Annotated in this window: 13 protein-coding genes; 10 read left to right on the top strand and 3 right to left on the bottom strand. The window is 42.2% G+C overall.

The features are described from left to right. The first annotated feature begins 67 nt into the window (after nucleotides 1-67). The 7 genes from BMZ28_RS10340 (at nucleotide 68) to nagK (ending at nucleotide 9,409) form a co-directional block, all read left to right on the top strand. Nucleotides 68-787: an RNA ligase family protein gene (locus tag BMZ28_RS10340; RefSeq protein WP_074822940.1), complete on the top strand. Its 720-nt coding sequence runs from the start codon at nucleotides 68-70 to the stop codon at nucleotides 785-787. Then, complete coding sequence (locus tag BMZ28_RS10335) at nucleotides 771-1,883, top strand: AAA family ATPase (RefSeq protein ID WP_074822937.1); 1,113 nt, start codon at nucleotides 771-773, stop codon at nucleotides 1,881-1,883. Before BMZ28_RS10340 ends, BMZ28_RS10335 begins: the two co-directional genes overlap by 17 nt. A 331-nt stretch (nucleotides 1,884-2,214) precedes the next feature. Then, complete coding sequence (locus BMZ28_RS10330) at nucleotides 2,215-3,351, top strand: tyrosine-protein phosphatase (RefSeq protein ID WP_074822934.1); 1,137 nt, start codon at nucleotides 2,215-2,217, stop codon at nucleotides 3,349-3,351. Between the two features lie 244 nt (nucleotides 3,352-3,595). Then, the gene (locus BMZ28_RS10325; RefSeq protein WP_074822931.1) at nucleotides 3,596-4,960 is read left to right on the top strand and encodes an MFS transporter; all 1,365 of its coding nucleotides are present in this window, start codon (nucleotides 3,596-3,598) and stop codon (nucleotides 4,958-4,960) included. A gap of 17 nt (nucleotides 4,961-4,977) precedes the next feature. After that, the gene (locus BMZ28_RS10320; RefSeq protein WP_074822928.1) at nucleotides 4,978-7,335 is read left to right on the top strand and encodes a glycoside hydrolase family 3 C-terminal domain-containing protein; all 2,358 of its coding nucleotides are present in this window, start codon (nucleotides 4,978-4,980) and stop codon (nucleotides 7,333-7,335) included. 81 nt (nucleotides 7,336-7,416) lie between these two features. Next, complete coding sequence (locus tag BMZ28_RS10315) at nucleotides 7,417-8,388, top strand: AraC family transcriptional regulator (RefSeq protein ID WP_074822925.1); 972 nt, start codon at nucleotides 7,417-7,419, stop codon at nucleotides 8,386-8,388. 109 nt (nucleotides 8,389-8,497) lie between these two features. Further along, a complete protein-coding gene (gene nagK, locus BMZ28_RS10310) occupies nucleotides 8,498-9,409 on the top strand; it encodes an N-acetylglucosamine kinase (RefSeq protein WP_047780960.1) in 912 nt (303 codons plus the stop codon). Between the two features lie 69 nt (nucleotides 9,410-9,478). Here the strand turns inward: nagK and sodB are convergent, their stop codons facing one another. Next, the gene (sodB, locus tag BMZ28_RS10305) at nucleotides 9,479-10,057 is read right to left on the bottom strand and encodes a superoxide dismutase [Fe] (RefSeq protein ID WP_047780961.1); all 579 of its coding nucleotides are present in this window, start codon (nucleotides 10,055-10,057) and stop codon (nucleotides 9,479-9,481) included. 412 nt (nucleotides 10,058-10,469) lie between these two features. Here sodB and BMZ28_RS10300 point away from each other — a divergent pair, with 412 nt between their 5' ends. After that, nucleotides 10,470-10,802 carry a Grx4 family monothiol glutaredoxin gene (locus BMZ28_RS10300; protein WP_047780962.1) on the top strand — a complete coding sequence of 111 codons (333 nt, stop codon included), beginning with the start codon at nucleotides 10,470-10,472 and terminating at the stop codon, nucleotides 10,800-10,802. 53 nt (nucleotides 10,803-10,855) lie between these two features. Here the strand turns inward: BMZ28_RS10300 and rnt are convergent, their stop codons facing one another. Continuing rightward, nucleotides 10,856-11,509, bottom strand: a complete 654-nt coding sequence (rnt, locus tag BMZ28_RS10295) for a ribonuclease T (RefSeq protein WP_074822922.1) — start codon at nucleotides 11,507-11,509, stop codon at nucleotides 10,856-10,858. 154 nt (nucleotides 11,510-11,663) lie between these two features. Further along, a complete protein-coding gene (gene gloA / locus BMZ28_RS10290; RefSeq protein ID WP_074822919.1) occupies nucleotides 11,664-12,071 on the bottom strand; it encodes a lactoylglutathione lyase in 408 nt (135 codons plus the stop codon). A 221-nt stretch (nucleotides 12,072-12,292) separates the two neighbouring features. Here gloA and BMZ28_RS10285 point away from each other — a divergent pair, with 221 nt between their 5' ends. Continuing rightward, complete coding sequence (locus tag BMZ28_RS10285; RefSeq protein ID WP_047780965.1) at nucleotides 12,293-12,532, top strand: DUF1289 domain-containing protein; 240 nt, start codon at nucleotides 12,293-12,295, stop codon at nucleotides 12,530-12,532. 166 nt (nucleotides 12,533-12,698) lie between these two features. Continuing rightward, nucleotides 12,699-13,220 carry a superoxide dismutase family protein gene (sodC, locus tag BMZ28_RS10280; RefSeq protein WP_047780966.1) on the top strand — a complete coding sequence of 174 codons (522 nt, stop codon included), beginning with the start codon at nucleotides 12,699-12,701 and terminating at the stop codon, nucleotides 13,218-13,220. The last annotated feature ends 182 nt before the right edge of the window (nucleotides 13,221-13,402 follow it).

Raw genomic sequence — 13,402 nt, 5'->3', positions numbered from 1 at the left:
CGCCGGGATTGAAACGTTTAATAACTTGGTCATGAAATAATGTGCATCAGTAGAGTGAAGCAGCATTATGAACATGCAATCGAGAAAATATGGCAGAACCTATCATTACCCGTTTTCTCCGGGTACCACCAGTGACGATCGTATCAATCATCATTGGTGGCGCGATATATCAAATATTACACAGTTGGTTCATACCGAAAAGCTGGATGGTGAAAATAACTGTCTGAATAAATATGGCGTATTTGCCCGTTCCCATGGGGCTGTAACTCAGTCTGCCTGGACTCAGCAAATTCGCCAACGCTGGCAATTGATTAAGGATGATTTAGGCGATATCGAGATTTTTGGCGAAAATCTGTATGCCATTCACTCCATTGAATATCGCCGGTTGGAAGATTACTTTTTTGTATTTGCGATACGTCACCATGATATGTGGTTGAGTTGGGAAGAGGTCAGGTTTTATGCCGCCTTATTTGATTTTCCATTGATACCCGAAGTAAACATAGCTACGAAAGGGGTCGGGCAGTTCGAATTCAGCCAGCTGATTATTGCTCATGCTCAACGCGATAGTCATTTTGAGTCATGGGATTCACAACAACGTTGTTCAATGGAAGGTATTGTCAGTCGTAACCTTAATGCTTATCCCGTGGCAGACTTTTCACATAACGTGTTTAAGTATGTGCGTAAAAATCATGTTAAAACGGATATTCATTGGAAACGAAATTGGCAGCGAGCCCCGTTGGTTTACGAAAGAAATACGGCAGGAGGTCAAAATGAGCTGGATGTTTAGTGCTGATAAATCATGGTCATTTTTGGCAGAACGCTATTCTTGGGTGACTGATATGGCTGGGGTTTTGCAAGATCCTCTGCATCACGCTGAAGGGGATGTTGCAGTACATACTCAAAGTGTATTGGCTGCCTTAGTCTCTATGGCGGAATATGAGCAATTAACCCCGCAGGAACAAGAAATTCTGTGGATGGCGGCACTGTTGCATGATGTGGAAAAACGCAGCACGACTCGCGTCGATCATGATGGCCGGATAGTGTCTCCAGGCCATGCTCGTAAAGGCGAATTCACGGCAAGGCAGATTTTGTTTAAAGATTCTCCCGCGCCGTTTGCCGTTCGTGAACAAATAGCCGCATTAGTGCGTTACCATGGCTTACCGCTTTGGGTGATGGAGAAGCCTGACCCACAAAAAGCGCTGTTTTCTGCGTCGCTGCGGGTTGATACCCATTTGCTATCACTATTAGCTAAGGCTGATGTTTTGGGGCGACAATGCTCCGATGTGGATGAGCTGCTGGGGCGCATTGAATTGTTTAACCTATACTGCCATGAGCAACAGTGTTGGCGGCAGGCGCGGCAATTTTCATCTGATGAAGCGCGTTACCGCTATTTTGCCACAGACGGTGCGCCTGTTAACTATCAGCCTTATGATGATTATCAAAGTCAGGTCACATTATTATGCGGCCTACCGGGTATGGGCAAAGACCGATATATACAACAGGCCTGTGGTGGAGCAGCGATTATCAGTCTGGATGATATTCGTCGTCAGCATAGGATCAATCCTGATGATAGTGCAGCCAATGGTTGGGTAGTTCAGCAGGCAAAGCAACAGGCGCGGGAAAAGCTGCGTCGTGGTGATGATTTTGTCTGGAATGCCACCAATATTACTCATCAAATGCGCCAACAGCTGATCAATTTATTTGTCAGTTATAAAGCACGGGTTAGGGTCGTCTATATTGAAGTCCCTTATGCTAAATGGCGACAGCAGAATCGTGAACGCGAGTATATGGTGCCAGATAAAGTCATGGATCGCATGCTGGCAAAGTTAGAGTTACCATCGCCGGAAGAAGCACATCAGGTTATTTATCAGATAACTGATTGATATTAATCAGTAGACTTATATAAACACCGTATTAATATATACGGTGTTTTTGTTTTAAATTAATTCGCTAATTTTAAAAAAATTGCTTTTTACTATTTTAGGTTTCTTTTCTCAAAAGAGATTATTTATTTTGTTAAATGTTGAGCTTATTCACAGTATTGGCAATAAGTGAGGATATGACAAAAAATCGGACATGGAATCACAATTAGCGGGAAGCTGTACCCCTATCTTTAATGCTTTAATCATCCTACATCAGCAGAGATGTACGATTGCGCTGTTAAGCGTAACTCACATAATAATAAATCCATGACATAGATGGAGTGTATGCATAATGAGTAATATTAAATCATCGCTATTATTTACCGCTGTCCTTCTTGCTCCGTTAACTATTAGTTATCCCGCCTATGCAGCCCAAACGGAATCATCTGCAATTGCGATTAACCAGCAACTTATTAATCAAAATGGTAACGTAACGCGTGATGGCAATCAGCTCACTGTTCGTTGGGCGGATATGCCCACACAAGGCAAAGTCACCATTCATTGGGTTGATGTGGCTTCCGGTAAGTCAACGGCATTAGAGGTAATCGCCAAAGAGGGTGCGGTAACCTTTGACGATCCAAATCCGCAACATCGCACGCTATTCAAACTGCCTACCAATAAAAATACCGTCATTACCTTGGCGGAACGCAAAGTTCCGGCTAAGGGGCTGGATAATCTGCGCGATCTTGGTGGGTTTAAAACTGTCGATGGTCGTTATACCAAGTGGGGCATGATGTATCGTGCGGATACCCCTTATAAGCTAAAATCTGAAGGGTATAACTATGTCGCCTATAACATGAATATGGGTTACGTATTCGATCTGCGCAATGATAATGAGGTCGCTAAAAAACCAGACCCGGCTATGAATGGCATCACTTATTTCCATACCCAGATCCCCGATATTCCTCCGGCATATAAAGACGTTTCTTGGGATACCACAGAAACGATCTATAACTTTGTCAGTACGCCAAGAGCCGAAAGCTTTTATGTTGATACCAACGCTTATATGGTTGAAGCACCAAAAAGCCATGACTCTATGAAGCAAATACTGTCGACGGCGTTAACGGCGGAAGGAAAAGGTTTGGTATGGCACTGTGCCGGCGGTAAAGATCGTACCGGTTATGTGTCGGCGGTCTTCCTGGCTGCATTAGGCGTACCGGAAGAAACCATCGTTAATGAATATTTATTGACCAATGAGTATCGCAAAGAGTTTGATAAAAAAGAACTTGAGGACATGAGTAAAGAGTTTAATCAAGATCCTAAAGCGATTAAGGGTTTTCTGGCTATTCAGCAGTCCAGACCGGAGTATATTAAGGCGGCCTTGGATCTGATTAAACAAAAGTACGGTTCAGTGGATAATTATTTGCTTAAAGAGATGGGTATCACTAAGCAACAAATTGAAGCTTTAAAAGCGATGTATACCGAGTAATCCACTGCGTCATATCCAGAGCCGTGATGCCTATCCGGTTCTGGATGTTTTTCTATTATCAATTTGAATATATTGATTATTTTATCTTTGCTTATCCATGATCATGATTAAATTCATGGTGATATTTGTCTCGCTGATTAAATGATGGCAAACAAAGCGCTCAGTTGGAAATAACGAGTTCAAAGTAATAGAAATAAGCCGGTTATATCATTCACACAGATAATTTTAATAAAGGATCGTTGGGATGAAGGATGTACAGTCTGTTAACTCAACAAGCTATGTTGTACTCGGAATTAAAGAAAAAATAGGTTACGGATTTGGCGATTTAGCCTCGAACCTCTCTTTTGGTTTTGTTTCTCTGTTTTTGCTCTATTTTTATACCGATATTTACGGTATTTCTGCGGCACAGGCCAGCCTGATTTTTGTTATTGCCCGAGTTATTGATGCGGTATTTAACATTCTTATCGGTTATATCGTCGATAAAACCAATACTCGATACGGCAAGTTAAGGCCTTATTTATTATTTGGGTCGATTCCTTTAGGGTTTTTAACCGTATTGTGTTTTACCTCAATTGAGTCCGATCAGAAGTTCTATTACGCCTTAATCACCTATACCATCTATTGCATGGCCTATACCGCCGTTAACACCCCTTATTCAGCCATGACTAATATGATGACCCAACACGAAGGCTCTCGAGCATCGTTATCGGTTTATCGCTTTATATTGGCTATTGTGGGTTATTTGATCGTTTCGACTAACGCTGAGTATCTTATTGGGCTTTTTACCGAGCCACGAGAAGGCTATGTCTTTGCCGTAAGCTGTTTCTCTTTATTGGCGACATTCTTATTTCTTGCCTGTTTTGGTATGACGAAAGAACGGGTATTGATTGAGAAAGATATCGCACCGCCGACCTTAAAAGAGATGGCTAAGGCTATTTATTGTAATTCCCCGTTAATGCATTTATCGATGTTTACCGTAGCGATCTACATTGCGTACACGGTATGGATGGCCATTGCGATTTACTTTATTAAATACGTTTTACAGGACGAAGCCTTTACCGCCAAATTCTTTGCCATTCAGACTGCGGCCTATATTGTTGGCACCATTTTCTGTGAAAAATTGGTGTCTCTGTTAGGTAAGAAAGTGCTGACGCTGTTTGCCACCGCATTTGTCGCCGGTGCGCTGATTTTTCAATACTGGTTTGTGCAGGATAATCTTTATTTAACCATGGCCTGTATTTGTATCTATAGCATGGGCCTGGGGATGGCGTTTGTCACTATGTGGTCGATGATTGCCGACACCGTTGAGTTTGCTGAGTGGAAAACCGAGGTTCGTGCCGAAGGTGCTATCTATGGTTTCTTCAATTTTATCACCAAAATTGCCATGGCTATTGGCGGTGGTTTGGCCGGGTTGTTGTTAGATTACTCCGATTACTCTGCGGATAAGATCACTGATTCCGCCTTAAATGGCATCAATATTATGATGACGCTGGTACCTGCAGCGATGTTCATTCTTGGCTTCATTTTTATTTTGTTCTACAAACTCGATGAAAAGACCTATGTCAACATTGTGAAAAAAATCGAATTACGTAAACAAAATGCGCTTTAACCCTGAGATAACCGATTATGCAAAAAAGAATTCGCCACATTATTGAGCAAATGACTGCTGAAGAGAAAGTTGATTTGTTAAGCGGGAAAGGTTTATGGCGTACGACGGCGTTTCCGCAATATGGTATTAGCGATTTTATTATGACGGATGGTACTTATGGCGTTCGCTACAGTTCCAGTCAGATAGATCAGGGTGAAAACTGGAACATTAAAGATTTTATCTCCGTGGTGAATCTCAATGCGGATGACGCTAAAGATGAAGCCGCAACTGATAAGAAGGGCGGTTCGGAAGCGATGTTTAGCAAATCCAAACCGGCAACCTGTTTCCCTAATGGTGCAAGTATGGCCTGTTCCTGGGATTTGTCGCTGGCTTATCAGATGGGGCAGGCTTTAGCTAAAGAATGTCAGTCGATGGGGGTGAGCTTATTGTTGGGGCCAGGCATTAATATTCGCCGAACGCCGTTAGCCGGTCGGGGCTATGAGTATTATGCTGAAGATCCTATTGTCAGCGGTGAAACCGCTGGGGCATTGATCCGCGGATTACAGGATCAAGGCGTCGGTTCCAGCCTAAAACATTTTGCCTGTAACAACTCTGAATATCGCCGTACCGAAATGGATTCAGTGGTTGATGAAAGAGCCCTAAGGGAGATCTATCTGGCCGGTTTTAAGCGAGCCATTGATCGCTCGAATCCATGGACGGTGATGTCATCTTATAATTTATTGAATGGTGTACAAACCTCCCATAATTCTTGGCTACTTAATCAGGTCTTACGCGATGAATGGCATTATGATGGGTTAGTGATGTCCGATTGGTACGGCATCAAGGATCGCCCTGCGTCTCTGTTAGCCGGTAATGACCTGGCAATGCCCGAGTGTAAACGCGATAAAAGTGAACTTCTGGCAGCCATCAAACAAGGGCGGGTTTCCGATGAAGCATTGAACACTGCTTGTGAACGCATGTTAAATTTATTGGCGAAGTTCGAGCACCATAAGAAAACTGGTGTGAAGGTTGATTTCAAAGAACACCATCAGTTAGCCCAAAAAATTGCCGCTGAATCCATCGTATTATTAAAGAACGACGATGAAACATTGCCCATATTGCCGCAAAAGGTAAAAAGCATTGCTGTGCTGGGAAAACCGGCTCAAGAGCCGGTAATTCAAGGTTCCGGCTGTGCTACCACCGTTCCTTATGTTTTGGATCGGCCACTGGATGAAATTTTTGATGTGGCTGGGGAACAATTTGATATTCACTACGCGATCGGAACGCCGGACGATATCGAAGTTAATAGAGAAGCGATGCAGAAAGCTGTTCAAATCGCTGAGCAGGCCGATATTGCCATTTTGTTTGTCAGTACCGCGGTAGGGGAAGATGGTGAGAATGGTGACCGTAAAGATTTAGCTATTTTGCCTAGCCATGAGGTACTGATTAAAGAAGTTGCCCGGGTACAGAAAAAACTGGTGGTGGTATTAGCCAACAGCGATTCGGTGGTGATGCCATGGTTGGATAATGCCGCAGCAGTATTAGAAACGTTCTTTGCGGGTCAGGGAATGGGACGTGCGGTTGCCGATATTCTGTTTGGTAAGGTTAATCCCAGCGGTAAGCTAACGGTTACGGTGCCGAACAGTTTGCAGGAAACACCAGCCTATTTGGGCTATCCGGGGGATAACCTACAACATCATTATAGAGAAGGTATTTATGTTGGATACCGTTACTACGATAAACGTCAAATAACACCACGCTTTCCGTTTGGTTTTGGCTTGAGCTACACCCAATTTGATTATCGTAATATGCATCTTTCTTCCTCAAATTTAAGTGATGGTGGGCAATTAACCATCAATGTGGACATCAGCAATAGCGGAAAATATGCGGGGAAAGAAGTGGTTCAACTGTATGTTATACCGCCAATTTCTCGCTTAAGTCGAGAGGTGCAGGCACTAAAGGCTTTTGCAAAAATCGCCTTATTGCCGGGGGAAACAAAAACGGTAGAACTGATATTAAATTGGGATGATTTAGCCTATTACGATCCGGCTTACGCTGAATGGGTCGTTGAGAGCGGTGAATATCAATTGTGCATAGGAAAATCCTCAAGGCAGATTGAGCTGAGCAATGTTTTACAGGTTCAGGCTCCAGTGCGTTTACCACATATTAAGCCTGATTCATCGCTGGTACAGCTCATTCAGAATCCACCGGTATTTGAGCGCGTAGCACAGCTGATTGCGAGTAAAAGCCAATTGGATACCGAACTTGCCAAGCAAAGGTTAATAGAGATAGCACCAGAGATGTTTTGTGGGTTATTTATTACATTGACCGAGATGTTAGAGTTGGAGATTTCCCGTACAGAGTTGGCACAAGCATTAGAGATTGAGGTCGGGTAAATCTTTGATGTTGTTATGAGTATCATTGGCTGTTTTATGATACTCATAATACGCCAATCAATGTTAACTCAGGATAAGATTATGTTCCCGTTTTCTGTTACCAGAAAGTTGAATCAGCAGCAGGAAATTGTAGCGTCAGACAATGAGGTTTCTGGCTACGAGCTGGTAACGTTTGATAAGGAAAAAATCAATATTTTTGCCGCCCAGTTTCGCAATTGTGAGCCTCACTGGCACAACGCTTCCGAATTTATCTATGTACTGCAAGGGGGCTTTGCAATAACGGTTAATCGCAATGTTATGAAATTAACTGCCGGCGGAATGCTATACATTAACCATGATGAAATACATTCTTTGGAAGCCTCGGAACCAGGTAGTTTACTGCTGACTATTCAGTTTTCACCAAACTTATTTGACGATCTGAGTCATGGTCTGCTCATTAACTATTATGTTAACGGCACCGCTGATTACCGTGCAAAAGATAGTCAAGTTCGCGACGCTTTTATTGCGTTAGTACAGGACTGTTTACATGTTTCAGACTCGGTGTCATTTCATAAAATGTCATTGATTTATATGCTATTGGCTAATTTGGAGCAGGCCGGCGAGCATCTTGACGATCTTCAGGTATCTACGAGTAAAAAAGATGAGCAGCTAATCAAAACCTGCATTGAATACATCAATAATAATTATAGCCGTGAATTGAATCTAACCCAGTTAGCCGATAGGGCTGGTATCAGCTATCACTACTTTTCTCGGTTATTTAAAAAAATTAGTGGTTATAACTTTAAAGAGTATTTGTCTTTTGTACGTATTAACCGTGCCAAATTTTTATTAAAAAATACGCAGGTTCCTATTACCGATATTAGCCATAGCTGCGGTTTCAGTGAACATAAGCATTTGATTTCGGTGTTTAAAAAATACTACCTGATGACACCGACAGAATTCAGAAAAAATTATGTTTCAGAAACGCATGAGGAGCTTAGTGAAATGGTGACTGACGTTAGATATATTGAATTATCACCCGAGATTTTAAATAAGATTATTCATCCCTGCTGATTGTATTTTATCAGTCAGTTGGGGTTACCTATTGATGGCACAACAAAGTAAAGCTGACGGATAACAACGATAAATTCGATGGTCAGCCAAACATAATGCGGAGATTAAGATGTTTTATGGTTTTGATATGGGCGGTACAAAAATTGAATTGGCCGTATTTGATGAGCATCTAAAACAGCTGTGGCAAAAACGAGTACCAACCCCAAAAGATGATTATCAGGCACTATTACAGACGTTTACCGAGCTTACCCTTGAAGCGGATCAACGGTTTAATAGTAAAGGAAAGGTTGGCGTTGGTATTCCGGGAATTGTTAATGCTAAGCAGGGCACGGTTTTTACCACCAATGTTCCGGCAGCAAAACATAAACCGCTGGTTGCCGATTTAACCCATTGCTTACAACGTCCGGTCAGAATTGATAATGATGCCAATTGCTTTGCATTGTCGGAAGCTTGGGATACGGAGTTTCGCCAATATCCAACCGTTTTAGGCATGATCCTAGGGACTGGTGTGGGCGGTGGTTTTGTGGTCGATGGCAAAGTTATTTCCGGTAAAAACGGCATTGCTGGTGAAATAGGCCACCTAAATTTAACGACTGCGGCAGCTAATGTGCTGACCAATAAAGTGCCCGAAATCGTGTGTGGTTGCGGTAAGACTGGGTGTTTTGAAGGGTACCTTTCCGGTCCGGGATTTGAGAGAATTTATAGCTGCTTTTATCATGAAAAACTGAGCGCAGTAAAAATTATTGAAAACTATTATGCTGGCGATGACGCAGCAAAAGTTCATGTGGAACGCTATGTTACCGTATTGTCGATGTACCTAGGGAACATTCTGACGTTATTTGACCCGCACCTGTTAGTGATTGGCGGCGGTTTATCGCAGTTTGATGAAATTTATCGACTACTTCCTGAATATTTGCCGCAATACTTGTACGGTATTGCAACGTTACCCCAAATAGAAAAAGCTCGCTATGGTGATGCTGGAGGCGCGAGAGGGGCCGCCTGTTTAAATTTATTAGATTAGGAAGTTTAGCGAATAAAAAACGCCGCACATTAGTGCGGCGTTTTAGGATGACACCTTTGGGTAAAAAAATTAGCCCAAGTTTTTAGCAACAAACGCCCAGTTTACCAGTGCCCAGAAGTTTTCCAGATACTTAGGACGCGCGTTACGGTAATCGATGTAATAAGCATGTTCCCAAACGTCTACGGTCAACAGTGGTTTATCACCATTGGTCATTGGGTTTGCTGCGTTAGAGGTGTTAACGATAGCTAATTTACCGTCAGCTTTTTTCACCAGCCAAGTCCAGCCCGAACCAAAGTTTTTCACGGCAGAATCGGTTAATTGTTCTTTAAATGCAGCGAAAGAACCAAAGTTTTGGTTAATAGCATCAGCTAATGCGCCAGTAGGTTCGCCACCGGCTTTTGGTGCCAGACAGTTCCAGTAGAACGTATGGTTCCAAACTTGAGCAGCATTATTGAAAATGCCACCAGATGATTTTAAAACAACCTCTTCTAAAGATTTACCTTCAAACTCAGTGCCTTTTACTAAGTTGTTCAGGTTAACCACGTAGGTGTTGTGATGCTTACCATAATGGTACTCCAGCGTTTCAGCTGAGATATGTGGTTCCAGGGCATCTTTAGCATAAGGTAGGGCTGGTAATTCAAACGACATTATATTGCTCCTCAATAAAAACATGGCGCTCATTAATTTTATTAACCAAATAAATTTTGGTTAGATAAATCATGAGTCATTTGCAAAAAAACTGTTGTTACTTTGTTATAACAAATGATTTTATCAACTTTTTGTTATATTAAAAGAGGTAGATAGCAAAAGGCAGGAAGACTAAAGCCGATTTTTGTTCAGAAAGGCCGGGACAAGCGGCTTTCAGAGTGTTGTAAACCTGTAGCAGAAAAGCAGGGCAACCAGACAAAATTAATAGAGTATTTTGATTACAGGCTATGTCAGGTAAGATCCCATCCATCTGCTACAATAAGACCCTGTAGAACGTGGTGTTTTTTCCTGTTCATATAGCAGTTACAATAGTCATATAATAAGCGTAATGTCTGCTTGAGGAAGCAAAATAATGACGACACTAGAAAAAATTCAGCGTCAAATCGCTGAAAACCCAATCATACTGTATATGAAAGGTTCACCAAAGCTACCAAGTTGTGGCTTCAGTGCCCAGGCGGTACAGGCTCTATCTGCTTGTGGTGCACGTTTTGCTTATGTGGATATCCTGCAAAATCCAGACATTCGTGCGGAATTACCTAAGTATGCTAACTGGCCAACGTTCCCTCAGCTGTGGGTTAACGGCGAGCTCATTGGCGGCTGTGACATTATTCTGGAAATGTATCAGCGTGGTGAATTACAGCCTTTGCTGAAGGAAGCGGCTGACGATTCTCAAGACGCAGAATAGTTTACCGATTAGTGTTGATAAAAAAGCCCCTATGATATGGGGCTTTTTTACGATTAGTCTCTAACCTGCTGATCGGGCGTCAGTGGCCAGCCACCGAGTTTTTTCCAACGATTCACCAGTTCACAAAATAGTTCGGTTGTTCTTTCGGTATCGTACAACGCAGAATGAGCTTGAGAACTATCGAAAGGAATTCCTGCGGTAATACACGCTTTCGCCAGTACCGTTTGGCCAAGAACCAATCCACTTAATGCTGCGGTATCAAATGTAGCAAAAGGATGAAATGGATTGCGTTTCAAGCCTGCGCGCTCCGCTGCCGCCATCAAAAAGCTATGATCGAAGGTAGCATTATGGGCAACAACAATGGCTCGATTACAGTTTTGGTCTTTGAGACCTTTACGAACCATCTTAAAAATAGCGTGTAATGCTTCATACTCACTCACCGCACCACGCAGTGGGTTAGTGGGGTCTATACCATTAAACGCCAGCGCTTCAGGGGATAAAATGGCACCCTCAAATGGCTCGACATGAAAATGGAGTGATTGATCGCGAATCAACCAACCCTGGTCGGTCATTTTTAAGGTAAATGCGGCTATTTCTAATAAAGCATTTTTACGTGCGTCAAAACCTGCAGTTTCTACATCAATAACGACCGGATAGAAGCCACGAAAACGCTCGCTTAAACTGTTTTTGGAATGATTATCAGCCATGTCTACCTATTCTTTAATATTTACAAGCCGCCATTATGCCAAATTTTGTTGACTGATGCTCTGCATAATCATGGAACATAAAAACTGCGGTCCGAATGGGCTGATAATAACCTCATTGAACATACAGGGATATTCAATGAGGAAGTGAAATGGCTTAGTTTCCTAGGGCATGACTGGCTTGCTTATTTTCGATCAATTCAATTTTATAGCCATCGGGATCTTCAACGAAGGCAATAATCGTTGAACCACCTTTTACCGGGCCAGCTTCGCGGGTAACGTTACCACCGGCTTTACGAATTTGCTCACAGGTGGCAGCAACGTTATCAACGCCTAAAGCAATATGACCGAATGCGCTGCCCATATCATAGCTTTCAACGCCCCAATTATAGGTTAATTCAATAACTGCACCTTGGCTTTCATCACCGTAGCCGACAAAGGCCAGTGAGTATTTATATTCAGTATTTTCGCTGCTGCGCAGTAAACGCATATCGAGCACTTGAGTATAAAAGTCGATAGAACGCTGTAAATTACCGACTCGTAGCATGGTATGAAGTAAACGCATATTGTTATCCCCTTGAGCATGAAAGCTTAAATTGATTTTTTAGTTAAATAGTACAAAACCAGTATACCGGACTGACACTTTTATTGTTTGTTATCAGAGGAGTGACGGAACCAACCATTAATCCGTAGTACAACAAACTTCTTGCTTTTTATCATAGTTCAATCTATTACCTATTAATAACAATTATTTTGCTAAACAAAGACAGCTAATTGAGCCTCATTATGTTACAGCAACTGGAATTTTTTGAGATCCCTTCACCTTGCCGCGGCGTTTGTCAAAGCGATAGTAGAGGGTATTGTCTTGGGTGTTTCAGAAGCCGGGATGAACGCTTTAAATGGATGTCTATGGATGACGCACAAAAAAGAGAAGTGTTGCGCTTATGCTATCGGCGCAAAATGTTACGTAATAAAAAAGCGCAGGAAAACGAGGATACGCCTCCCGAACAACCTTCCTTATTCTAAAGTAATTCAACTCGTTACGGTTATCTTCTTTACCGTAGCAACCAGCTTTTGCCTATTCAACGTGATTCCGATCACTCCGTGCCATGATATGACTGCATTTTTTTTGTGGTATCAATCATACTATTAGCGCTTAGATAAATAAGCGATCATCATAAAAGGATAAACAATGAAACGTTATTTAACCGCTTTAGCTGCTCTGGTGGCATGTGCTGGCGTTCAGGCTGCTAGCGTTGAGGTTCCCGTTAATAGTGTTTCCGCTGAAGGAATCGGACAGTCAATTGGAACGGTAACTATCAGTGAAACTGATTATGGTTTACTTTTCACCCCCAATCTCAAATCACTACCTGCGGGCATCCATGGATTTCACGTACATGAAAAGGGAAGCTGTGAGCCAGGAACCAAAGATGGCAAAGCCGTGGCAGCATTAGCCGCTGGTGGGCATTTGGACCCGCAAAAAACGGGGCAACATTTAGGCCCATATGCAAACGGGCATTTGGGTGATTTACCAGCAATTTATGTTAATGCTGAGGGTATCGCAACCGATCCAGTGTTAGCACCACGCTTAAAGACTATCGATCAAATTAAAGGTCTTGCCTTAATGGTTCATGCTGGTGGCGATAATCATTCAGATAATCCACAGCCTTTAGGTGGTGGTGGGGCAAGAACGGCTTGTGGTGTAATCAAGTAACTTGTCATATATATTTTAAAATGCATTAACATTAATAACATTCGTTACTATATAACGCCAACATTTTCAGTTGGCGTTTATTTTCATGCGTTATTATTTAACATTAATATAATAATGAGCCTTATTTAAATCGATGATTTTTTATTTCTATTTATCATTTTGAAATTAAATGATTTTTTTAT

It is taken from the genome of Pragia fontium DSM 5563 = ATCC 49100, assembly GCF_900112475.1.
Taxonomy (GTDB): Bacteria; Pseudomonadota; Gammaproteobacteria; order Enterobacterales; family Enterobacteriaceae; genus Pragia; species Pragia fontium.
Note: the sequence above shows the minus strand (reverse complement) of the source record. Positions and strands in the feature narration are given on the sequence as shown.